Below are 23017 nucleotides of genomic sequence, written 5' to 3'. Positions count from 1 at the left end.
CGGACAAACATTGAAGGTAGGGCCACCCCGCACGGGGTGGCCCTACCTGCATTTACGCATCAATTCAGGCGTCGCAGGCGTCAGCCGGACAGACCGGCCGCGTTCCTTCCACAGCGTGACGTGCCGCTGTCGTGGTGCACAGGGACCGCCGGCGAACAGCCGGAACGTCCCAGCCAGGCACTGGGATGTGCGTGGAGGTGATGTGCGATGTCCGCACCGGCAACGAAGAAGAAGCAGGAGCCCGGCGGCTCCGGGGTTGAGGCCGTCAACGAGGTACGCCTCGTAGGACGCGTCTCGGCCGCGCCCGAGGAGCGCATCCTGCCCAGTGGCGATGCGCTGTGGACGTTCCGGGTCGTGGTGCCTCGGCAGAGCGTCCGGGCAGGGTCACGTCAGACGGTCGACGTGCTCGAGTGCGTGGTCTGGGGTGGCCGCGTGCGCAGGTCGGTGGTGACCTGGCAGGAGGGGGACCAGGTCGAGATCACCGGCTCGGTGCGGCGGCGGTTCTTCCGCGCCGGCGGGTCGGCGGCGTCGCGGGTGGAGATCGAGGTCTACGGCGGCAGGGTCATGCGTCGCGCAGCGAACGGATGAGCACGCCCATGTTGGGCTTGGGCTGGAACGAGGTGGCCTTCTCGGGCAGCAGCCGGTCCGCGGCGACGATGCGGAGCACCAGGTCGAAGTCGGGGGCGGGCAGCAGGATCGCGATCCCCGAGACCTCTGCCAGGTGCGCCATTGCGTCCTCCACCGAGTGATGGCGGCCGACCGTGCCCGGGTCGTGGGCCAGGGCCGGCACCAGGTCCTCGTGGAGGATCTCTACGGCGGCCCGCGTGCGCGGCACCGTGAGCTGGAGCGTGGCCCAGCGGCTTCCGTCGGTGGCGACCAGGGTCTCGGGCCCGAGCAGGGCCACGGCCTCCGTCTCGGTGCACGTCCGGAACCCGACGCCCCGGGAAGCGGCGGCGAGCTCGAGGTCATCGAGTCCCACGCCGGGGAACACCCGATGGATGGCGCCGAGGAAGAGAGGGGTGTCGTCCTGGTCGACCAGCATGGCCAGCCCGAGGTCGTAGGCTCCCCCGGGGTGCTGCTGCTGGAGACGGATGTAGGCGGCGTACCGGTGGTGGCCGTCGGCGATGAGCGCGCGGGACTCGGCAAGGGCTTCGTCGAGAGCCTCGAGCTGGGCCGGGTCCCGGATCGCCCAGATCCGGTGCTGCTGGTCGCCGCGGTCGGTGAAGGCGTGGTCCGGCGGGGTGGCGAGCAGACCCTGGATGATGTGCCGGGCCTCGGCGTGCCCGCGGTGCACCAGCAGGATCGGAGCCGGGTTCATCTGCATCTCGACCATGCGTTCGGCCAGCTCGGCCACCTGGAGAGGGTGGATGCCCTCGTGGGGGTAGACCGCTCGGTCGGCGCGGTCGTGCGCGCGGTGCGAGATGTCCAGGGCGCCGACCAGGCCCCGGACCGTGATCCCGCGGGAGGTGTACTCGTGGAGGTAGACCGCGGGCTCGCTGTCGTGGTGCACCTGCCCCTGCTGCTCCCAGCGGCCCAGTCGCCGGGTGACGTCCCGGTAGGGTCGGGCGAAGGCCCGGGCTGCGCCGGGGTCGCCGATCCGGCGGGGCGCCAGCATCAGTCCGCGGAACGGCAGCAGGCGCAGCGGCCCGGCCAGGTACGGCGGGGTGACCACCAGGCTGTCGTCCATCGGAGCATCGTAGGGTGCCCCGAGGTCCGAACCCCTGAGGAGGTCTCCATGCTCGGCTCGTCCGACCGGCCGCTCTGCGACACCTACGACCTGGCGATGCTGGATCTCGACGGCGTGGTCTACGTCGGTGGCGACGCCGTACCCGGTGCTCCTGATCACCTCGCGGCGGCCCGCGAGGCCGGCCTCCGGCTCGCCTTCATCACCAACAACGCCGCCCGGCCGCCGCAGCGGGTGGCCGAGCACCTGCGCGAGCTCGGGATCGAGGCGGAGGACTCCGACGTCGTCACCTCCGCCCAGGCCGCCGCGCGGCTGCTCGTGGACCGGTTCGGCCAGGGCGCGCACGTCGCGCTGCTGGGCGGCGCCGGGCTCGAGGACGCACTGGTCGCCGAGGGGCTGAAGCCGGTGTCCGTGCACGACGAGGCCCAGGCGGTCGTGAGCGGCTACGGGCCGGACGTCGTGTGGCGCGACATCATGCAGGCCGCCGTCCGGATCCGGGACGGCCTGCCCTGGGTCGCCTCCAACACCGACCTGACCTTCCCCACGGAGTACGGGGTCGCGCCGGGGCACGGGGTGCTGGTCCGGACCTTGAGCTCGTTCAGCGGGGTCGAGCCCGTGGTCGCCGGCAAGCCGCAGCGCCCCCTCCTCGACGAAACGGTGCGCCGCGTGGGCGGAGACCGCCCGCTCATGGTGGGGGACCGGCTCGACACCGACATCGCCGGCGCCGTCAACGCGGGCCTGGACTCGCTGCTCGTGATGACCGGGGTGACCGGCCTCGCCGAGCTGGTCGCGGCCACCCCTGAGGAGCGTCCGACGTACGTCGCCGCGGACCTGGCCGGCCTGCTGGAGGCACACACGGCGCCCGGCTCGGACGGCGAGGACCCGGCTCTGGGCGGATGGACGGCCTCGGTCGAGGACGGCCGGCTCGTCGTCACGGGCGCCGGCGACGTCTCGGACTGGTGGCGGGTGGTCGCGGCCACGGCCTGGCGCCACCTCGACGACTCCGGGGAGTCCGTCCGCGTCGACGACGTACGTGCGCCGCTGCCGTGAGCCGGCGCGACGCGGGATAGTCTCGGCGCCATGAGTGAGGACCCGCAGGTGGCCGGCCCCGCCGAGCCGGAGCCCGACAGCGCCCGGCCGGAGCAGGTCCGGACCGGCGTGGACAGCGTCGACGCCGTCATCGCCGCTGTGGAGGAGCTCGAGGAGCGGCCGATCGAGGAGCACGTGGGCGTGTTCGAGACCGCCCACGAGCAGCTCCGCAAGGCACTGGACGCCCAGCCCGGGCCCGAGCGGCCGGCCCCGGGTCGGCCCGCACCGCCGGCCGACCGGCCCTCCTGACCGCCCGTGCCACCCCGTCGTCTCCGTCTGGACGCCGAGCTGGTCCGGCGCGGCCTGGCCCGGTCCCGGGAGCACGCCAGCGAGCTGATCGCGGCCCGGCGTGTGAAGGTCTCCGGCGCCGTCGCGTCCAAGCCCGCGACCGGTGTGACCACCGACGTCGCCATCGTGGTCGCCGACGACCCGGACCGTCCCGACTACGTCTCGCGCGGTGGGCATAAGCTGGCCGGCGCGCTGGCGGCCTTCGAGCCGGCGGGCCTGGTCGTGCAGGGGCGCCGCTGCCTGGACGCCGGCGCCTCCACGGGAGGCTTCACCGACGTGCTGCTGCGGCACGGCGCCGCCCAGGTCGTGGCGGTCGACGTCGGCTACGGCCAGCTCGCCTGGCGGCTCCGGCAGGACGAGCGCGTCGTGGTGCACGACCGGATGAACGTCCGTGAGCTCACCCTCGACAGCATCGGTGGCCCCGTCGACCTGGTGGTCGGCGACCTGTCGTTCATCTCGCTGGAGCTGGTGCTGGACGCACTCCTCGGGGTGACGGCGGAGTCGGGTGACCTGGCGTTGATGGTCAAGCCGCAGTTCGAGGTCGGGAAGGAGCGCGTCGGCAAGGGCGGCGTGGTCCGCGACCCGGCGCTGCGCGCCGAGGCGGTCGTCTCGGTGGCCGACGCGGCAGCCCGCCGCGGGTGGGGAGCCCGGATGGTGACGACCAGTCCGCTGCCCGGGCCGTCGGGGAACGTCGAGTTCTTCCTGTGGCTGCGCCGCGGCCCGGCCGAGATCGGCGCCGACCGGATCACGGAGGTCGTGCAGGCTGCCGCACCGCTGGGGGTGCCGGGTGAGAAGGTGGAGCCGTGAGCGACCACCGACCAGCCGACGAGACGGCCGACGACGGCACGGGCCGCCGGGTCCTGCTGCTGGCCCACACCGGACGTGACGAGGCCCGCGAGGTCGCGCGCGCCTTCTGCAAGGCCCTGACCGGTCACGGAATCACGGTCCGGCTGCTGGCCGCCGAGGCGCAGGACCTCGAGGTCGAGGCCGGGCAGTTCGACCCGCCGCTGGAGGTCGTGGCCGACGAGGACCGTGCCGGCGTCGACTGCGAGCTGGCCCTGGTCATCGGGGGTGACGGGACCATCCTGCGGGCCGCCGAGCTCACCCACGCCAGCGGCACCCCGGTGCTCGGCGTCAACCTCGGGCACGTGGGCTTCCTCGCCGAGGCGGAGCACGACGACGTCGAGTCCACGATCGACGCGATCGTGCACCGGCGCTACACCACCGAGGAGCGGCTCACGCTCGACGTCACCGTGCACCGCGACGGAGAGGTCGTGTTCAGCACGTTCGCTCTCAACGAGGCGAGTGTCGAGAAGGCGGCCCGCGAGCGAATGCTCGAGGTCGTCGTCGAGATCGACGGAAGGCCGCTGTCGCGGTGGGGCTGCGACGGTGTCGTCTGCGCGACCCCCACCGGCTCCACGGCGTACAACTTCAGTGCCGGTGGCCCCGTGGTGTGGCCCGGGGTCGAGGCACTGCTCATGGTGCCGATCAGCGCCCACGCGCTGTTCGCCCGACCGATGGTGGTCGCGCCGACGTCGGTGCTGGCCGTCGAGCTGCTCGCGCGCACCGAGGGCGCAGGGGTGCTCTGGTGCGACGGCCGCCGCGCGGTGGACCTGCCGCCCGGCGCCCGGATCGAGGTCCGTCGCGGGCACAGCCCGGTGCGGCTGATCCGCCTCCACGAGGCGCCGTTCACGGACCGGCTCGTCGCCAAGTTCGGCCTGCCGGTCGAGGGATGGCGCGGCTCGAGCGAACGACGTCGCCGACTGGCCGAGGGGCACGATGCTTGAGGAGATCCGGATCGGCTCGCTGGGCATCATCGAGTCCTCGACGCTCGAGCTCGGTCCCGGCCTGACCGTCATCACCGGTGAGACGGGCGCCGGCAAGACCATGATCGTCACGGCTCTCGGCCTGCTGCTGGGCGGTCGGGCGGACAGCGGCGCCGTGCGGTCGGGCGCCCGGTCGGCCAGGGTCGAAGGAGTGGTCCGGGTCGACGGCCTCGCCCCCTTCGCCGCCGCGGTCGAGGACGCCGGCGGCGAGGTCGAGGACGACCGGGTCGTGCTGGCGCGCAACGTGGCCGCCGAGGGGCGGTCTCGGGCCTTCGTCGGCGGGGCAGCGGTACCGGTGTCGGTGCTCCAGGAGGTGGCCGAGCCGCTGGTCGCCGTCCACGGGCAGTCCGACCAGCACCGCCTGCTGCGGGCCAGAGCCCAGCGGGAGGCTCTCGACCGCTTCGGTGGGCAGGCCACCGCCGACCTGCTGGCCACCTACACCGACCTCCACCAGCGCCTGGGCGCGACCGAGCGCGAGCTCGACGAGGTCGTCACGACCGCACGCGACCGGGCCCGGGAGGCCGACCTGCTCCGGTTCGGCCTCGGCGAGATCGAGGCGGTCTCGCCCGAGCCCGGCGAGGACGCCACCCTGGCGGCGGAGGAGTCCCGGCTCGGCTTCGCCGACACGCTGCGCACCGCCGCCGAGCAGGCACGTGAGGCGTTGTCGAGCGAGCAGGACCAGCCGGACGCCCTCGCGACCACCGCGGCCGCGCGCACCCAGCTCGAGGGCGTGCGGGAGCACGACCCGGAAGCCGGAGAGCTCGCCGACCGGCTCGCCGAGATCACCTACCTGCTCTCCGACGTCGCTGCCGACGTGGCGTCGTACGCCTCCAGGGTGGAGACCGACCCGGCCCGCCTGGCCGCCGTGTCCGAGCGCCGGGCCGCGCTGACCGCGCTGACCCGGAAGTACGGCGACACGGTGGACGAGGTCCTGGCCTGGGCGCAGACCTCGGCGACCCGGCTGCTCGAGCTCGACCACACCGACGAGCGGATCGAGGAGCTGCGCGCCGAGCAGGAGCGACTGCGTCTCGAGCTCGGAGCGGCCGCGGCCGCGCTCTCCGAGGCGCGGCAGGCCTCCGCGACGAGCCTCGCCGAGGAGGTGACCGCCGAGCTGACGCTGCTGGCCATGCCGCACGCCCGAATCGAGATCGCGGTGCGCCAGAACGAGGTCGACGAGACCGAGCAGGACGGTCGGTCCCCGCTGCGGGTGGGGGACCGGTGGCTGCGCTTCGGGCCGTCCGGCGTGGACGAGGTGGAGTTCCTCCTCGCCGCCAACACCGGATCGGAACCACGACCGCTGCACAAGGGCGCCTCCGGCGGTGAGCTGTCGCGGGTGATGCTGGCCCTCGAGGTCTCCCTCGCCGGCACGAGCCCGGTCCCGACGTTCGTCTTCGACGAGGTGGACGCCGGGGTGGGCGGCACCGCCGCGGTCGAGGTGGGACGTCGGCTGGCCCGGCTGGCCCGCGACGCGCAGGTGCTGGTGGTGACCCACCTGCCGCAGGTCGCGGCGTACGCCGACCGGCACGTCGTGGTCGCCAAGTCCAACGACGGGACCGTCACGAGCTCCGGACTCAGCGTCCTCGACGCGGGGGAGCGCGAGCGCGAGCTCTCCCGGATGCTCGCCGGGCTCACCGACTCCGACACGGCGCTGGCGCACGCGCGCGAGCTGCTCGAGGTCGCCCAGCCGGCGCGCGCCCTGGGCTGACCGGCGACGCCGACTCGCCCGGCTGCGGGGGTTCCCCGATCGTCCCCCGCCCGGCTGGGAGGATGAGGCGGTCATGAAGCTCCCCGCACGACAACGCCCCGCCCCTGCTCCCCCCGGCATCGTCGGCACGGCCCGCGTCGAGCGACGCACTCGCAGCCTGTTGCCCCGGCTCCGCGCGGGCGACATCGCCGTCCTCGACCAGCTCGACATGGACCGCGCGACCGCGCAGGCCCTGGTCGACACCGGCGTGGTGGCCGTGGTCAACGCCTCGCCCATGATCTCCGGGCGGTACGCCAATCTCGGGCCCGAGCTGCTCGCGGACGCTGGCGTGCTGCTCGTGGACGGGATCGGCCTCGAGGGCCTCGGCGCCGTCAAGGACGGCTCCCGGGTCCGGCTCCACGAGGGCACGGTCCTCGTCGAGGACGAGCCGGTCGCGTCCGGCCGCGAGGTCGACGGCGATGCGGTCCGCGCCGAGATGGCGCAGGCGCGGACCGGGCTGGCCACGCAGCTGGAGACGTTCACCCACAACACGACCGAGTTCCTCCGCCGCGAGGAGGACCTCCTCCTGCACGGGCGCGGCCTGCCGCGGGTCTCGACCTCGATCGAGGGACGGCCCGTGGTCGTGGTCGTGGCCGGCCCCGACCACGCTGCCCAGCTGCGTGCTGTCCGGGCGTACGTCCGTGAGCAGCAGCCGGTCCTGATCGGCGTCGAGCGCGGCGCCGAGATCCTGCGCGAGGCGGGTCACCGACCCGACATCGTCGTGCTGGACGCCCGCACCGACGAAGCGGACCGGCCCTCGGCGCGCACGCTCCGCGGAGCCCGCGACGTCGTGGTGCGGGTCGACCGTGGCGGTGACAGGTCGGCGACCGAGCAGCTGGAGCGGCTCGGCGTACGTCCCCTCCGGCTGGAGACCGGGGCGACCGCGGAGGACGCTGCGTTGGTGCTCGCGGACAGCGCGGCCCCCTCGGTCATCGTCGGTGTCGGGCTGCACGCCACGCTCGACGAGTTCCTCGACCGGCAGCGACCCGGCCTGGCCAGCACCTACCTCACCCGGCTCAAGCTCGGTCCCCGCCTCGTCGACGCCGACGCCGTCCCGCGTCTCTACAGCGGCCGCGTCCGTCCCCGCCACCTCTATCTCGTGATGCTCGCGGGCCTGCTCGCCCTCGCAGTCGCCATCTCGGTGACTCCGGTCGGTGGGGAGTGGTTCGACTCCCTGGGAGCCCAGCTCTCCGACCTCCTCAACACCCTCGTCGTCAACGCCCAAGGACCTCTCTCGTGATCTCCTACCGACACCACGTCGTCTCGCTGGTGGCCGTGTTCCTCGCCCTCGCGGTCGGGGTCGCCCTGGGCGGGGGACCGCTCAGCGAGCTGGGCCGCGACGACACCCCGGCCTCGGCGCAGACCAGGGCCCAGGCTCAGGACGCCCAGCGCGAGGCGAGCTTCGGCGACGACTTCGCGACCGCCGCCGCGGCGGCTCTCTACGGCGAGCGGCTGCAGGGGCAGACGGTGTCGGTCCTGACCATGCCCGGCGCCGACGGTGACGTGGTGAGCGGCCTGGCGGCGCAGGTCGAGGCCGCCGGCGGCAAGGTCGCAGGCACATACGCCGCCGAGCCCGCGCTGGTCGCCGCCTCGGAGAAGTCGCTCGTCGACACCTTGGGCAGCCAATTGATGACCCAGCTCGACGACGGGACCGTGCCGGCTGACGTCTCGACGTACGACCGCATCGGCCAGCTCCTCGGCGTCGCCGTGTCGGGGGACGCCGTCTCGTCGGCCGAGGCCACCTCGATCCGGCAGAGCCTGGCGGGTGCGGACCTGGTCACCTCGCCCGAGGACGCCGGCCGGGCGCCCCTGCTGCTGGTGGTGCTGGGCGACGACAGCGCGGACGACGCGATCCTGTCCGGACTGCTGTCCGGCCTCGCCGCGACCACGACCGGCGTCGTGGTGGCGGGGGACGCCGCCTCGGGCGTCGACGGCGACCTGCGCGGCCTGCGGGGCGAGCCCGTGGCCGACGAGGTCACGACCGTCGACAGCGCCGACAGCGCCGTGGGTCAGGTGACCACCGTGCTCGCACTGGCCCGCTCGCTGAAGATTCCGGGTGGTTCCTTCGGTGCGTCGGGTTCGGACGGAGCGGTTCCCCTCGGGTAGGATGGAACTCCGTGAAGCAGCCGACGCCCACCAAGCACGTATTCGTCACCGGAGGCGTCGCCTCCTCTCTGGGCAAGGGGCTGACAGCCTCCAGTCTGGGCAACCTCCTCAAGGCACGCGGCCTCCGCGTGACCATGCAGAAGCTCGACCCCTATCTCAACGTCGACCCGGGGACGATGAACCCGTTCCAGCACGGCGAGGTGTTCGTCACCAACGACGGCGCCGAGACCGACCTGGACATCGGGCACTACGAGCGGTTCCTGGACACCGACCTGGGCCAGATCGCCAACGTCACCACCGGGCAGGTCTACTCCTCGGTGATCGCCAAGGAGCGCCGCGGCGACTACCTCGGTGACACCGTGCAGGTGATCCCGCACATCACCAACGAGATCAAGGACCGGATCCGCGCCATGGGGGGCGACGACGTCGACGTCGTGATCACCGAGATCGGCGGCACCGTCGGCGACATCGAGTCGCTGCCCTTCCTCGAGGCCGCCCGCCAGGTCCGCCACGACATCGGCCGGGACAACTGCTTCTTCATCCACGTCTCGCTGGTGCCCTTCATCGGCCCCTCCGGCGAGCTGAAGACCAAGCCCACCCAGCACTCCGTGGCCGCCCTCCGCTCCATCGGCATCCAGCCTGATGCGGTGGTGTGCCGCGCCGACCGCGAGCTGCCGGAGAGCATCAAGCGGAAGATCTCGCTGATGTGCGACGTCGACGAGGAGGCCGTGGTCACCGCCGCGGACGCCCCGTCCATCTACGACATCCCGAAGGTGCTGCACCGCGAGGGGCTCGACGCCTACGTCGTACGCCGCCTGGACCTGCCGTTCCGCGACGTCGACTGGACCACGTGGGACGACCTGCTGCGCCGGGTGCACCACCCCCAGGAGGAGGTCACCGTCGCGCTGGTCGGCAAGTACATCGACCTTCCCGACGCCTACCTCTCGGTCAGCGAGGCGCTGCGCGCCGGCGGCTTCGCGCACGAGGCGAAGGTGAACCTGCGCTGGATCCCGTCCGACGAGTGCGAGACGCCCGCGGGGGCCGCCCGCCAGCTCGCCGACGTCGACGCCGTCTGCGTGCCGGGTGGGTTCGGCATCCGGGGCATCGAGGGCAAGCTCGGTGCGCTCACCTACGCGCGGACCCACAAGATCCCCACGCTGGGGCTGTGCCTCGGCCTGCAGTGCATGGTCATCGAGTACGCCCGCAACATGGCCGGGCTGGAGAAGGCCGCGTCCACCGAGTTCGACCCGGACTGCCCCGAGCCGGTCATCGCCACCATGGAGGAGCAGAAGAGCTTCGTCGAGGGTGCTGGCGACCTGGGCGGAACCATGCGGCTCGGCCTCTACCCGGCCGTCCTCGCCGAGGGCTCCGTGGTGCGCGAGGCGTACGGCGAGACCGACATCGAGGAGCGCCACCGCCACCGGTACGAGGTCAACAACCAGTACCGCGAGCAGCTGGAGTCGGCCGGCCTGGTCTTCTCCGGGACGAACCCCGAGCTGGGCCTCGTCGAGTTCGTCGAGCTGCCTCGTGAGGTGCACCCGTACTACGTGTCCACGCAGGCGCACCCGGAGCTCCGCTCGCGCCCGACCCGGCCGCACCCGCTGTTCGCGGGCCTGGTCGGGGCTGCGATCGAGCGACAGAGGGAGCTGCGGTTCCCGATCGACGAGAGCGGCCTGCGCCGCAAGGACGACGAGGACTGACGCAGAACGTCGAGTCGGCGCACGCGCGTTGCACCTGCGCCGACTCGACGTGTTCTCGTGACGAGTTTGCGCCGACTCGAGGTGTTTTCCGGCGAGCTTGCGCCGACTCGAGGTCAGCCGCGGGCGCGCAGCACCCGGGCGAGCGTGTCGCTCCCGACGAGCAGGGTGGACCGGACGGTGGGGTTCTGGCCGGGCTCGTCGGCGATCGCCCGGGCACGGTCGATGAAGGCCTGGTCGGCCGTCGTCGGCATCGTCGCCCGCATCAGTGACCCGAGGGCCAGCATCCCGCCGCCGTCGAGGGCGCTCAGCTCGTCGAGGTAGCGGTGCGCCCAGGGCACGAGCAGGTCGTGCTGCACGGGCCGCCAGAAGCACTGCGCGAGCCCGGACAGGGGGGCGCCGGCCGGGATCGAGCGCTTTTCCCAGATCTCCGCCCAGACCTCGGCCTTCGCCTCCTCCTCCGGACGGGCCGCGGTGACGCCCAGCGCGCGCACCCGGGCGTCCGGGTCGGGGTCCCGCTCGAGCAGCACCGCGACCGCGCCGGGGTCGTGCTCGCCCAGCGCCGCCCGGCGCACCTGGACCCGCCACGCGAGGTCGATGTCGTCGGCGGCCGCGTCCTCGAGCAGCGCGACGTGGTCCTCGCGGGTGGCCGCGGCCGCGAGGGTGCGCAGTGCCGGCGCCCGCAGCTCGGGGTCCTCGGCGAGCGCGGCCGCGGACTCGGCGACCCGGGCCAGCTGGGTCGGCACCGAGACCGCCGGGGTCCACTGCTCGGCGGCACGCAGGGCCAGGGTGAGGAACGGCTCGACGACACCGGGGCTGCGCTCGGTGCTCAGCACCCCCAGCACGCAGGTCAGCAGCTCGTCGGTGGACAGCTCCCCCTTGAGGAGCATGTCCCAGGCCGTCGAGACCGCGAGAGCACGCGCGAGCGGGTCCGGCAGCTGCCCGGCCGCGTCGAGCATCGTCCGCAGCGACCGCTCGTCGGCGCGCACGGCCGCGAAGGTGAGGTCCTCGTCGTTGAGGAGGTACAGGTCGGCGTCCTCGGGCAGGTCCGCCACGGGGGTGCGCGAGCCGGTCGTCTCGACGTACGCCGCGCCGACCTTGTCGAGCCGGGCACCGTCCTCGCCACGGCGGTAGGCGCCGATCTGGAGGTGGTGCGGCCGCGGCTCCTCACCGTCGGGGCCGTTGGCCACGACCTGGGTGCCGCTGAGGACCAGCGTGTCGGTGCCCGCCCGGTCGAACCACGCCTCGGTCCACACGGTCAGGTCCCGGCCCGCGGCATCGCCCACGGCGTCCATCAGGTCAGCGAGCCGGGTGTTGCCCCAGGCGTGCTCGCGGAAGTAGGCGCGCAGGCCGTCGACGAAGGCGTCCTCGCCGACGTAGGCGACCAGCTGCTTGAGGACGCTCTCGCCCTTGACGTAGGTGATCGCGTCGAAGTTGGCCATCGCCTGGGCGACGTCCGGGACGTCGCCGCGGATCGGGTGCGTCGCCGGGCTCATGTCCGTCCGGTAGCCGATGAGCTTCTCCCCGGCCAGGAAGGTCGCCCAACCGTCGGCGTACGGCGTCGCCTCGACGGCCGCCCACGTGGCGGCCCAGGACGCGAACGCCTCGTTGAGCCACAGGTCGTCCCACCACTGCATCGTCACCAGGTCGCCGAACCACATGTGCGCCATCTCGTGCAGCAGCACCGAGGCGACCAGGGCCCGCTGGCCGTAGGTCGGGGTGCTGCGGTGGAGGACCGAGTCGGTCCAGGTCACGCAGCCCCAGTTCTCCATGGCGCCGCCCATGTTGGGCACGAACACCTGGTCGTAGCGCTGCTGGGGGAACGGCTGCCCGAACCGCTCGCCGAAGAAGGCCAGGCCGGCGGCGGTGAGGTCGAGGAGCTCCGGGGCGTCGCGCTCGAGGAACTGTTTCAGGGACTGCCGGCAGAAGAGGCCCAGGCTGTGGCCGCCGCGCTCCTCGCGGATCTCGTGGAAGGGGCCGGCGTTGACCACCACGACGTACGTCGCGAGCGGCGGGGTGTCGGGGAAGGTCCAGAGCCGGCCGCCGTCGGCGTGGTCCGTCACGGAGTCGGCGGCGCCGTTGCTGGTCACCGTCCAGGAGTCGGGAGCCAGCACGGTGAACCGGTGGGGAGCCTTGAGGTCGGGCTGGTCGAAGCAGGCCCAGGCCCGTCGGGCGTCGTCGGCCTCGAACGACGTCCACACGTAGACGAGCCCGTCGGACGGGTCGACGGTACGCAGGATGCCGGCGCCGCTGCCGGTGTCGGTCTGGGCCGAGGAGACCACCAGCACGTTCTCGCTGGCCAGGTCGGTCAGCGGGATGCGCCCGCCGGACACCGTGGACAGGTCGAGCTCGCGGCCGTTCAGGGTCGCCTGCCGGACCTCTGCCACGCAGTCCACGAACGTGGTCGCGCCCGTCTCGAGGCAGCGGAACGTGACGGTGGAGGTCGCCGCGAGGACGTCGCCCTCGAGGAGCCCGCGCAGGTCCACCTCGATGTCGTAGCGGTCGACCTGGATCAGGGCGCTCCGCTGCTCCGCCTCCTCCCTGGTCAGGCTGCGGACACCGGACGTGGTGTGGCCGAGGGCCATGGACATGCCGTCTCCTCCGTGATGGTTCCGGGCGGTCCAGCCCGACGGTCTGCACGGTAGCGTCACGATCATGCCGACCCCGTCACTGACCGACGAGCCGGAGGCCTGGCCCGTCGCCTCGAGCACCGACCTGCACCGCGACGACTGGGTGATGGCCCTGCGGTCCGACCGCATCAACCGACCCGGACACCTCGAGGAGGAGCCGTTCCGGCGTCTCGTGCTCGAGCACCCGGGCGCGGTGATCATCCTCGCGGTCGACGACCGCGAGCGGGTGCTGTGCCTGCGGCAGTACCGGCACGCCGCCCAGCGCCGCTTCGTCGAGCTCCCGGCGGGCCTGTGCGACGTCGACGGGGAGGACCCGCTCGAGGTCGCCCGGCGCGAGCTGCTCGAGGAGGCCTCGCTCGAGGCGGGGGAGTGGACCCACCTGACCTCGACGTACTCCTCGCCCGGGATCTCCAACGAGCTCATGCACTTCTACCTCGCGCGCGACCTGAGCACCGCCGACCGCGGGGACTTCGAGCTCGAGCACGAGGAGGCCGACATGGAGACCTTCTGGGTGCCGTTCGAGGAGCTGTCCACCGCCGTCGTGGACGGGCGGATCAGCGATGCGCCGGTGGTCGTCGCCGTGTTGATGGCCCGGGCCCGGGGTCTGGCAGGATCGGGGATGACCGGGGGGTAGTCTCGCGCCGTCGCCACAAGGGTGTGGCGGGCATCACGCAAGGGAGTGTGAACAGGTGAAGGTCGGCGTCCCGAAGGAAGTCAAGAACCACGAGTACCGGGTGGCCATCACGCCGATCGGCGTGCACGAGCTGACGGCTCACGGTCACGAGGTCTACATCCAGCAGGGCGCCGGTGAGGGCTCCTCGATCCACGACGAGGAGTACGTCGCCGCGGGCGCGCGGATCGTCCCCGACGCCGACGCCGCCTGGGGCGAGGCCGAGATGGTGCTCAAGGTCAAGGAGCCGGTCGCCGAGGAGTACCACCGGATGCAGGAGGGGCAGACCCTCTTCACCTACCTGCACCTGGCCGCGGACAAGCCGCTGACCGAGGAGCTGATCAACCGCAAGGTCACCGGGATCGCCTACGAGACGGTGCAGCTGCCCTCGGGCGGGCTGCCGCTGCTCTACCCGATGTCGGAGGTGGCCGGCTGCCTGGCCCCGCAGGTCGGTGCCTACTCGCTGCTCAAGGCCCAGGGTGGCCGGGGCGTGCTGATGGGCGGCGTCGGTGGTGTCGCGAACGCCAAGGTCGTGATCATCGGTGCCGGGGTGTCGGGGCAGAACGCCGCGAACATCGCGTTGGGCATGGGCGCGGACGTGACGCTGCTCGACACCGACCTGGACAAGCTGCGGATGTCGTTCTGGCGCTACAACAACCGGGTGCACGGTCTGGCGTCGTCCAAGCTGGCGATCGAGCAGCAGGTGACCGAGGCCGACATGGTCATCGGTGCGGTGCTGATCCCGGGTGCCAAGGCGCCCAAGCTGGTCACCAACGACCTGGTCGCGGCGATGAAGCCGGGCTCGGTGCTCGTCGACATCGCGGTCGACCAGGGTGGTTGCTTCGAGGACACCCACGCGACCACGCACGCCGACCCGACGTACCAGGTGCACAACTCGACGTTCTACTGCGTGGCGAACATGCCCGGCGCGGTGCCGAACACCTCGACGTACGCGTTGACCAACGCGACGCTGCCCTACGCCGTGGCGCTGGCGAACAAGGGCTGGACCCAGGCCTGCCGCGACGACCGGTCGCTGGCGCTCGGCCTGAACACCCACGCCGGGCAGCTGACCAACGCCCCGGTCGGCGAGGCCGTCGGCATCGACGCGGTGTCGCTGGACAGCGTGCTGGGCTGACCTGGCCTTGACGAGTGCCCCGTCGAGCAACGGTGCGGACGCGCCCGCTCCCGCTGCCACCGGCAGCGTGGCGCGGGCCGTCCGGACCTACCTCGACCACCTCTCGGTCGAGCGGGGGCTGGCGGCCAACACGCTGACCTCCTACCGCCGTGACCTGCGGCGCTACCAGCACTACCTCGCCGAGCGCGGTGTCGACGACCTCGCGGCCGTGACGGAGACGACGGTGACCGACTTCCTCGTGCGGCTGCGCGAGGGGGACGCCGACCATCCGCCGCTGAGCTCGACCTCGGCCGCCCGGACCGTGGTCGCGGTGCGCGGCTTCCACCGGTTCGCGGTCCGCGACGGGCTCGCCGAGCTCGACCCGGCCGGCTCGGTCAAGCCGCCCACGCCCGCCAAGCGGCTGCCCAAGGCGCTGCCCCTCTCCGACGTCGAGGCGATCCTGGAGGCGGCCGGCGCGGCCGGCACGACGCTGGCCCTGCGCGACCGGGCGCTGCTGGAGCTGCTGTACGGCACCGGTGCCCGCATCTCCGAGGCGGTCGGCCTCGACGTCGACGACCTCGACCCGGTCGAGGGCACGGTCCTGCTGCGCGGCAAGGGCGGCAAGCAGCGGCTGGTGCCGGTCGGCTCCTACGCCCGGGAGGCGGTCGAGGCCTACCTGGTCCGCGGCCGGTCCGAGCTGGTCGCGGCGTCGACCCCCGGGGGAGCACTGTTCCTCAACGCCCGCGGTGGCCGGCTCTCGCGGCAGTCGGCGTGGGCCGTGCTGGTCAAGGCGGCGGACCGCGCCGGGGTGACCCGGGACGTCTCGCCGCACACCCTGCGCCACTCCTTCGCGACCCACCTGCTCGACGGCGGCGCCGACGTACGCGTCGTCCAGGAGCTCCTCGGGCACGCGTCGGTCACCACGACCCAGGTCTACACGCTGGTGACCGTCGACAACCTCCGCGAGGTCTTCGCCACCGCGCACCCGCGGGCGAGGGACTGATGAGCTGGGTGCCGAAGGTCGGGGCCAGCCCCGACGAGGTGTACGACGCCGTCGTCGGCTTCGTCGCCGACCGCGGGCTCGAGCTCTACCCCCACCAGGACGAGGCGGTCTTCGAGCTGCTGGCCGGCAACAACGTCGTGCTCGCGACCCCGACGGGCTCCGGGAAGTCGCTGGTCGCCCTGGCCGCGCACGCCGCCGCGCTGGCCGACGACCGTGTGTCCTTCTACACCGCGCCGATCAAGGCGCTGGTGAGCGAGAAGTTCTTCGCCCTGTGCGAGGACCTCGGCCCCGAGAACGTCGGCATGCTCACCGGCGACGCGTCGGTCAACGCCGACGCGCCGGTCATCTGCTGCACCGCCGAGGTGCTCGCCAACATCGCCCTGCGCGAGGGTGCCCGCGCCGACGTGGGCCTGGTCGTCATGGACGAGTTCCACTTCTACGCCGAGCCCGACCGCGGCTGGGCCTGGCAGGTGCCGCTGCTGGAGCTCCCGCAGGCGCAGTTCCTGCTGATGTCGGCCACGCTCGGCGACGTGACGACGCTGGCGGAGGACCTGAGCCGGCGCAACGGCCGGGAGACCTCAGTGGTCGCCGACGCCGAACGACCCGTGCCCCTCTCGTTCTCGTGGGCGCTCACCCCGCTGGCGGAGACGCTGGAGGAGCTGGTCGCGACCAAGCAGGCGCCGGTCTACGTCGTGCACTTCACGCAGGCTGCGGCCGTCGAGCACGCGACGTCACTGCTCTCACCCAGCGCCGGGGTCCCCAAGCCCCCCGCCGAGCAGCGGGACGCGATCGCGGAACGGCTCGCGGGCTTCCGGTTCGGTGCGGGCTTCGGCAAGACGCTGTCCCGCCTCCTGCGCCAGGGCATCGGCGTCCACCACGCGGGGATGCTGCCGCGCTACCGGCGCCTGGTCGAGCAGCTGGCGCAGGCCGGTCTGCTCACGGTCATCTGCGGCACCGACACGCTCGGAGTCGGCATCAACGTGCCCATCCGCACCGTGCTGTTCACCGGCCTCGCCAAGTTCGACGGCAGCCGGCAGCGCATCCTGCGGGCCCGGGAGTTCCTGCAGATCGCCGGCCGCGCCGGACGGGCCGGCTTCGACACCGCCGGTTACGTCGTGGTCCAGGCGCCCGAGCACGTCATCGAGAACGAGCGCGCCAAGGCCAAGGCGGAGGCGAAGAACGCCGCCATGAGCCCCGAGAAGCGCGCGAAGCGGAAGAGCAAGGCCCAGCTGCGCAAGCCGCCCGAGGGCACGGTCGTGTGGACCGAGCAGACCTTCGACAAGCTGGTCTCCGGGGTGCCCGAGCCGCTGGTGTCGCGGATGAAGGTCGACAACGCGATGGTCATCAACGTCGTGGCCCGCGAGGAGGACGCGTTCCCCGTGCTGCGCCGGCTGCTGACCGACAACCACGAGGACCGCCGCCGCCAGCTGCGGCTGGCGCGGCGCGCCGTACGTCTTGCCCGCAGCCTGGTGCGCTCCGGGGTGCTGACCCGCCTCGAGGAGCCCGACGAGCACGGGCGTCGCTACGTCCTGACCGTGGACCTGCCGGTGGACTTCGCGCTCAACCAGCCGCTCGCGCACTTCGCGCTCGCGGCGCTCGACGTGCTCGATCCGGACGCGGAGACCTACACGCTCGACATCGTGTCGGTGGTCGAAGCGGTGCTCGAGGCGCCCCGGCAGATCCTGATGGCCCAGCAGCACGCCGCCCGCGGTGAGGCGGTCGCGGAGATGAAGGCCGACGGAATCGAGTACGAGGAGCGGATGCAGCTGCTCGAGAGCATCACCTGGCCCCAGCCGCTGGCGGAGATGCTCGCCGCGACGTACGAGATCTACCGGGGCAGCCACCCGTGGCTGCCCGAGGACGCCCTGTCGCCGAAGTCGGTCGTGCGCGAGATGTTCGAGCAGGGGATGAGCTTCACCGACTTCGTACGCCGCTACGAGCTGAACCGCTCGGAGGGGCTCGTGCTGCGCTACCTCACCGACGCCTACCGCACGCTCCGGCAGACCGTGCCCGAGCAGCACCGGACCCCCGAGCTCGACGACCTGGTCGAGTGGCTGGGGGAGACGGTGCGGCAGACCGACTCGTCGCTGCTCGACGAGTGGGAGGCGCTCAACGACCCGGGTCATGTCCGGGCCGACGTCGCGCACCACGAGCCGCCTCCGCCGCCGCGGCCGATCTCCCAGCAGGAGCGCGTGTTCCGGGTGATGGTGCGCAACGCGATGTTCCGTCGGGTCGAGCTGGTGGCCCGCGACGACCTCGACGGCCTGATGGCGCTCGAGCGGGCCGCGGCCGACCGGACCGAGCCGGCGCGGGAGGTGGAGATGACCCGGTCCGCCTGGGACGCGGCCATCGAGGACTACTACGCCGAGCACGACCGCGTCGGGACCGGGGCGGACGCCCGCGGACCCGCTCTGCTGTCGGTCGAGCCGGCGTCCGGTCGGCCGGTGGGCGTCGACGAGGACGAGCGCGCCCGGCTGTGGCGGGTCCGCCAGACGATCGACGACCCCGAGGGCCACCACGACTGGGTGATCGACGCCGTGGCCGACCTCGACGCGTCGGACGCCACCGGCGAGCTGGTGCTGGCGACGGTCGCCATGCACAGGCTCTGATCCGGCGCGAGCAGCCGACCCGTAGGGTGGCGCCATGTCCGACGTGAAGACCGTCCACAACGCAGAGGCGCACCGCTACGAGGGCTGGTGCGACGACGAGCTCGCCGGCTTCGCGGAGTACCAGCTGACCGACGAGCTCATCGTCTTCACCCACACCGAGGTCGAGGACCGCTTCGAGGGACGCGGCGTCGGGTCGGCGATCGCCCGGTTCGCGCTCGAGGACGTCCGCGAGACCGGCACCCGCAAGGTGCTGCCGCTGTGCCCCTTCATCAAGGGCTGGATCCAGAAGCACCCCGAGTTCGTGCCGCTGGTCTACGGCGCGCCGAGGAGCACCGCGCGCGACTGACCTGTTCCGCGTGGCGGGGCCGTCGGCTGTCCACAGGACTGTGCACAGTCGACGTGCCGCCTGTGCATCCAGCGTTGGCCGAGTGCACACGTCATCAACAGATTTCGCCCGGATCCGGGCGGTTCGGGGGACCGCCTTGTTGGTGTTCCGGACGCAGGCCTAGAGTCGCCCGCGAGTCGCCCACATGTCGCCGTGTCGACAAAGCAGGATGTAGGGGACCAACCACCACGGTGTCCGGGCCACGAGCCCGGGCGGGCAGTCGAGGAGCGGCAGATGAGCGATGGCGTGAGGTTCTCAGGGTCCTTCGGCAGCAGCGCGTCCGAGATGCCCCCGCTGGTCCGTCAGCCAGTCCCACCCGCCACCCCTTCCCACACCTCCGGAGATGAGCACCGCGTGTCCGACCCCCTCCCGTTCGAGCGACCGGTGCAGCCCGCGCAGGTCCTGACCGCCGAGCCCGTGATGGGCCCGACCGGACGACCCATGCCGGAGATGCCCGAGCCGCGGCCGGTCTCCCAGCACGGCCACGCCCGGGTCATCTCGATGTGCAACCAGAAGGGCGGCGTCGGCAAGACCACGACGACCATCAACCTGGGCGCGTCGCTGGCGGAGTACGGCCGCAAGGTGCTGCTGGTCGACTTCGACCCCCAGGGCTCGCTCTCGGTCGGCCTGGGCCTGAACCCCCACGAGATGGACCTGACGGTCTACAACCTGCTGATGGAGCGCGACGTCTCCGTCGACGAGGTCATCGTGCCCTCGGGCGTCCCGGGCATGGACCTGCTGCCGTCGAACATCGACCTCTCGGCCGCCGAGGTGCAGCTGGTGCACGAGGTCGCCCGAGAGCAGACCCTGCAGCGGGTGCTGGCGCCGGCGATCGAGCACTACGACGTCATCCTCATCGACTGCCAGCCCTCGCTGGGCCTGCTGACCGTGAACGCGCTGACCGCCTCCGACGGCGTCATCGTGCCGCTGGAGTGCGAGTACTTCGCGCTGCGCGGCGTGGCGCTGCTCAAGACCACCATCGACAAGGTGCAGGAGCGGCTCAACCCGCGCCTGGAGATCGACGGCGTGCTCGGCACCATGTACGACGGCCGCACGCTGCACAGCCGCGAGGTCATGGAGCGTCTGGTCCAGGCGTGGGGCGACAAGGTCTTCCACACCGTCATCCGGCGCACGATCAAGTTCTCCGACTCCACCGTGGCCGGTGAGCCGATCACGACGTACGCCTCCAGCTCCACCGGTGCGGACTCCTACCGCCAGCTGGCGAGGGAGGTGCTGGCCCGTTGCCTCGACGGGTGAGCCTCCCGGCGGCTGACGACCTCTTCCGCCCGACGGTCAAGAACCCCGACCCGTCGGCGGCCCCGGCGTCCCCGCCCGCGGCCGGCCAGCCGCCCACGGAGTCGGCGGTGCGTGCCGTCCCGGACCAGCCCGAGCCGACGGAGCACGCCCCGAGCACCCGCAACCGGGGCCGGGCGCCACGCAAGCCGAGCGGCCGCGTCCGCCACGACGAGAAGATGACGGTCTACGTGACCTCCGACGAGCTGCTCGACCTCGAGCACGCCCGGCTCTCGCTGCGCCGCTCGCACGGCCTGGCCGTCGACCGGGGCCGGCTGGTCCGGGAGGCCGTCGCGCTGGTGCTGGCCGACTTCGAGGCCAACGGGGACGACAGCGTGCTGGTGCGGCGGCTGACCCAGGAATGACCCGCCGATGACGCAGCCCGCGCCGGACGTGGCCGAGGCCCCGGCCTCCGAGGCCACCCCGGGGTTCGAGGTCCGGCTCGACAACTTCGAGGGCCCGTTCGACCTCCTGCTGAGCCTGATCAGCAAGCACAAGCTCGACATCACCGAGGTGGCGCTGTCCCAGGTGACCGACGAGTTCATCGCGCACGTGCGCGCCGCCGGTCCGACCTGGGACCTCGAGCAGACGACGTCGTTCCTGCTCGTCGCCTCGACGCTGCTCGACCTCAAGGCGGCACGGCTGCTGCCGCAGGGGGACGTCGAGGACGAGGAGGACCTCGCGCTGCTGGAGGCCCGGGACCTGCTCTTCGCGCGGCTGCTGCAGTACAAGGCCTTCAAGCAGGTGGCGGCGGTCCTCGACGGGCGGCTGTCGGTCGAGTCGCGACGCCACGCCCGCGCCGTGGGTCTCGAGGAGCGGTTCGCCACGCTGCTGCCCGAGGTGCTGATCGGCATCGGGCTCGAGCAGTTCGCGGCGCTCGCGGCCAAGGCGATGGAGCCCAAGCCGGTCCTCGAGGTGTCGCTGCACCACATCCACGCCCCGCAGGTGAGCGTCCGCGAGCAGGCGGCGCTGGTGGTCGAACGGCTGCGCCGGTCCGGCACCATGACGTTCCGGTCCCTGTGCGGGGACTCCCCGGACACCCTGACCACCGTCGCGCGCTTCCTGTCCCTGCTCGAGCTGTTCCGCGAGGGGGCGGTCGCGTTCGACCAGGTGACGCCGCTCGGCGAGCTCACGGTGCGGTGGACGGGCAGCGAGGACGTCGAGTTCGAGATCGACGAGTTCGAGGGCGCGCCCCCCGAGCCGGCCCCGGCCGGCGCGGGCGAGGACGCCGCCCCCGACCAGGAGGAGACGACGTGAGCGAGACCGGCCAGGTGGCCGAACCGGCCCAGCAGGAGACCCCTGACGAGATCCCCGCGGAGGAGACGCTGGAGGTGCCGCTGGCGGCGCTCCGGCCGGCGCTCGAGGCGGTGCTGATGGTGGCCGACCAGCCGCTCGACGCGCTCGCGCTGGCGAGCGCGGTGGGCTACCCCGTGACCGAGGTCGTGGCCGCCCTGGAGGGGCTCGCCGAGGAGTACACCGCGCAGGGACGTGGCTTCGAGCTGCGCAACGTCGCGGGGGGTTGGCGGTTCTACACCCGCGAGGAGTACGCGGGCGTCGTCGAGGCGTTCGTCCTCGAGGGGCAGCAGGCGCGGTTGACCCAGGCGGCGCTGGAGACCCTGGCGGTCGTGGCCTACAAGCAGCCGGTGTCCCGGGCACGGGTCTCGGCGATCCGGGGCGTGAACGTCGACGGTGTCATGCGCACGCTGCTGACCCGCGGCCTGGTCGAGGAGGCCGGCCAGGACGGCGAGACCGGCGCGAACCTCTACCGCACCACCGGCTACTTCCTGGAGCGGATCGGCATCGGCTCGCTCGACGAGCTGCCCGAGCTGGCGCCGTACCTCCCCGACATGGACGACCTCGAGGACGACCTGGAGGCGCTCGCCGGCGGCGGGCCGGCCGACGAGCCGATCCCGCACCCCGCCCCCGAAACCGGTCCCGGCACCGAGCCCGACGGCGGGACGGAGCCGTCGTGACCCTGCAGACCGACGACGACGGGCTGATCCGCCTGCAGAAGCTGCTGGCGCAGTCGGGGGTGGCCTCGCGACGCAAGTGCGAGGAGCTGATGCTGGAGGGCCAGGTCGAGGTGGACGGCGAGATCGTCACCCGGCTCGGCACGAAGGTGGACCCGACGACCGCGGTGATCCGGGTCGCCGGCAAGCGGTTGCCGCCGGTGTCTCCCCACGTCTACCTGGTGCTGAACAAGCCGCGCGGGGTCGTCTCGACCATGTCGGACCCGGAGGGTCGCCGCACGCTCTCGGACCTCGTCGCGGACCGCCCGGAGCGGCTGTTCCACGTCGGCCGGCTCGACACGGACACCTCGGGGCTGATCCTGCTCACGAACGACGGCGACTTCGCGCACCGGATGGCGCACCCGTCGTACGAGGTCGACAAGACGTACGTCGCCGAGGTGACCGGTGAGGTCACGAAGGCGACCATCAGGACGCTGCGCGAGGGCGTGACGCTCGAGGACGGGACGGTGACGGTCTCCGCGGCGCGCATCGTCAGCGTCTCCGGCCGCGGCGACGGTGCGCGCTCGATCGTCGAGCTGGTTATCCACGAGGGGCGCAACCGCATCGTGCGCCGGCTCCTGGACCACCTCGGGCATCCCGTACGCCGGCTCACCCGCACCGCCATCGGGCCGGTGCAGCTGCAGGGGCTCGGCTCGGGGGAGATGCGCGAGCTCACCCTCGACGAGCTGGGCGTCCTGCTCGACAGCGCCCAGCTCTGACCCTCGACCCGGGTGGTCGAGTCGGCGCAAACGCGGTCCGAAAAAGGCTCGAGTCGGCGCAAAGTCGGCGAGCTTGCGCCGACTCGACGTACTTCTGCGGCGAGCTTGCGCCGACTCGACGTAGTTCTGGGGCGAGCTTGCGCCGACTCGA

At 72.6% G+C, this 23017-nt stretch carries 21 protein-coding genes; 19 read left to right on the top strand and 2 right to left on the bottom strand.

Translation table 11 applies throughout. The annotated features are described in order from the left end of the window. Positions 1-207: 207 nt before the first annotated feature. Positions 208-588, top strand: coding sequence for a single-stranded DNA-binding protein (locus ACFO9I_RS12110; protein WP_379181107.1), 381 nt, complete (start codon positions 208-210; stop codon positions 586-588). Here the strand turns inward: ACFO9I_RS12110 and ACFO9I_RS12105 are convergent. Then, entirely contained in the window at positions 563-1687 is a 1125-nt protein-coding gene (locus ACFO9I_RS12105; protein WP_379181105.1) for a DUF1015 family protein, read from the bottom strand. The genes ACFO9I_RS12110 and ACFO9I_RS12105 overlap by 26 nt on opposite strands. A 48-nt stretch (positions 1688-1735) precedes the next feature. Here ACFO9I_RS12105 and ACFO9I_RS12100 point away from each other — a divergent pair, with 48 nt between their 5' ends. The 8 genes from ACFO9I_RS12100 to ACFO9I_RS12065 all read left to right on the top strand — a co-directional run bounded on the left by ACFO9I_RS12100 (position 1736) and on the right by ACFO9I_RS12065 (position 10437). Further along, positions 1736-2734: an HAD-IIA family hydrolase gene (locus ACFO9I_RS12100; RefSeq protein WP_379181103.1), complete on the top strand. Its 999-nt coding sequence runs from the start codon at positions 1736-1738 to the stop codon at positions 2732-2734. A 30-nt stretch (positions 2735-2764) separates the two neighbouring features. Further along, positions 2765-3022 (top strand): hypothetical protein, encoded by a 258-nt coding sequence (locus tag ACFO9I_RS12095; RefSeq protein WP_379181101.1) that lies wholly within the window; start codon positions 2765-2767, stop codon positions 3020-3022. A gap of 6 nt (positions 3023-3028) precedes the next feature. After that, positions 3029-3868 carry a TlyA family RNA methyltransferase gene (locus ACFO9I_RS12090; RefSeq protein ID WP_379181099.1) on the top strand — a complete coding sequence of 280 codons (840 nt, stop codon included), beginning with the start codon at positions 3029-3031 and terminating at the stop codon, positions 3866-3868. After that, positions 3865-4848: an NAD kinase gene (locus ACFO9I_RS12085; RefSeq protein ID WP_379181097.1), complete on the top strand. Its 984-nt coding sequence runs from the start codon at positions 3865-3867 to the stop codon at positions 4846-4848. Before ACFO9I_RS12090 ends, ACFO9I_RS12085 begins: the two co-directional genes overlap by 4 nt. Beyond that, positions 4841-6592: a DNA repair protein RecN gene (gene recN, locus ACFO9I_RS12080; RefSeq protein ID WP_379181095.1), complete on the top strand. Its 1752-nt coding sequence runs from the start codon at positions 4841-4843 to the stop codon at positions 6590-6592. Before ACFO9I_RS12085 ends, recN begins: the two co-directional genes overlap by 8 nt. Before the next feature lie 73 nt (positions 6593-6665). Then, the gene (gene steA / locus ACFO9I_RS12075; protein WP_379181093.1) at positions 6666-7871 is read left to right on the top strand and encodes a putative cytokinetic ring protein SteA; all 1206 of its coding nucleotides are present in this window, start codon (positions 6666-6668) and stop codon (positions 7869-7871) included. Next, positions 7868-8737, top strand: a complete 870-nt coding sequence (locus tag ACFO9I_RS12070; protein WP_379181091.1) for a copper transporter — start codon at positions 7868-7870, stop codon at positions 8735-8737. The genes steA and ACFO9I_RS12070 overlap by 4 nt, the downstream gene beginning before the upstream one ends. Before the next feature lie 11 nt (positions 8738-8748). After that, a complete protein-coding gene (locus ACFO9I_RS12065) occupies positions 8749-10437 on the top strand; it encodes a CTP synthase (protein ID WP_379181089.1) in 1689 nt (562 codons plus the stop codon). A gap of 113 nt (positions 10438-10550) precedes the next feature. Here ACFO9I_RS12065 and pepN read toward each other — a convergent pair whose 3' ends face one another. After that, positions 10551-13025: an aminopeptidase N gene (gene pepN / locus ACFO9I_RS12060; RefSeq protein WP_379181087.1), complete on the bottom strand. Its 2475-nt coding sequence runs from the start codon at positions 13023-13025 to the stop codon at positions 10551-10553. Between the two features lie 64 nt (positions 13026-13089). Here pepN and ACFO9I_RS12055 point away from each other — a divergent pair, with 64 nt between their 5' ends. The 10 genes from ACFO9I_RS12055 to ACFO9I_RS12010 all read left to right on the top strand — a co-directional run bounded on the left by ACFO9I_RS12055 (position 13090) and on the right by ACFO9I_RS12010 (position 22866). Then, the gene (locus ACFO9I_RS12055) at positions 13090-13698 is read left to right on the top strand and encodes an NUDIX domain-containing protein (RefSeq protein ID WP_379181085.1); all 609 of its coding nucleotides are present in this window, start codon (positions 13090-13092) and stop codon (positions 13696-13698) included. A 55-nt stretch (positions 13699-13753) separates the two neighbouring features. Next, a complete protein-coding gene (gene ald / locus ACFO9I_RS12050; RefSeq protein ID WP_379181083.1) occupies positions 13754-14869 on the top strand; it encodes an alanine dehydrogenase in 1116 nt (371 codons plus the stop codon). A gap of 67 nt (positions 14870-14936) precedes the next feature. Then, positions 14937-15851 carry a site-specific tyrosine recombinase XerD gene (gene xerD, locus ACFO9I_RS12045; RefSeq protein ID WP_379181141.1) on the top strand — a complete coding sequence of 305 codons (915 nt, stop codon included), beginning with the start codon at positions 14937-14939 and terminating at the stop codon, positions 15849-15851. Beyond that, a complete protein-coding gene (locus ACFO9I_RS12040; protein ID WP_379181081.1) occupies positions 15851-18460 on the top strand; it encodes a DEAD/DEAH box helicase in 2610 nt (869 codons plus the stop codon). The genes xerD and ACFO9I_RS12040 overlap by 1 nt, the downstream gene beginning before the upstream one ends. Positions 18461-18494: 34 nt before the next feature. Beyond that, positions 18495-18806: a GNAT family N-acetyltransferase gene (locus tag ACFO9I_RS12035; RefSeq protein ID WP_379181079.1), complete on the top strand. Its 312-nt coding sequence runs from the start codon at positions 18495-18497 to the stop codon at positions 18804-18806. Positions 18807-19199: 393 nt separating this feature from the next. Further along, positions 19200-20102, top strand: a complete 903-nt coding sequence (locus tag ACFO9I_RS12030) for a ParA family protein (protein WP_379181077.1) — start codon at positions 19200-19202, stop codon at positions 20100-20102. Further along, complete coding sequence (locus ACFO9I_RS12025) at positions 20087-20503, top strand: hypothetical protein (protein WP_379181076.1); 417 nt, start codon at positions 20087-20089, stop codon at positions 20501-20503. The genes ACFO9I_RS12030 and ACFO9I_RS12025 overlap by 16 nt, the downstream gene beginning before the upstream one ends. 7 nt (positions 20504-20510) lie before the next feature. Then, a complete protein-coding gene (locus ACFO9I_RS12020; protein ID WP_379181074.1) occupies positions 20511-21395 on the top strand; it encodes a segregation and condensation protein A in 885 nt (294 codons plus the stop codon). 50 nt (positions 21396-21445) lie between these two features. Then, the gene (scpB, locus tag ACFO9I_RS12015) at positions 21446-22111 is read left to right on the top strand and encodes an SMC-Scp complex subunit ScpB (protein WP_379181139.1); all 666 of its coding nucleotides are present in this window, start codon (positions 21446-21448) and stop codon (positions 22109-22111) included. Then, positions 22108-22866 carry a pseudouridine synthase gene (locus tag ACFO9I_RS12010; RefSeq protein WP_379181072.1) on the top strand — a complete coding sequence of 253 codons (759 nt, stop codon included), beginning with the start codon at positions 22108-22110 and terminating at the stop codon, positions 22864-22866. Before scpB ends, ACFO9I_RS12010 begins: the two co-directional genes overlap by 4 nt. Positions 22867-23017 lie beyond the last annotated feature (151 nt).

It is taken from the genome of Nocardioides sp. GCM10023255, assembly GCF_042653125.1.
Taxonomy (GTDB): Bacteria; Actinomycetota; Actinomycetes; order Propionibacteriales; family Nocardioidaceae; genus Nocardioides.
This window is presented reverse-complemented; position numbering and strand designations above follow the sequence as displayed.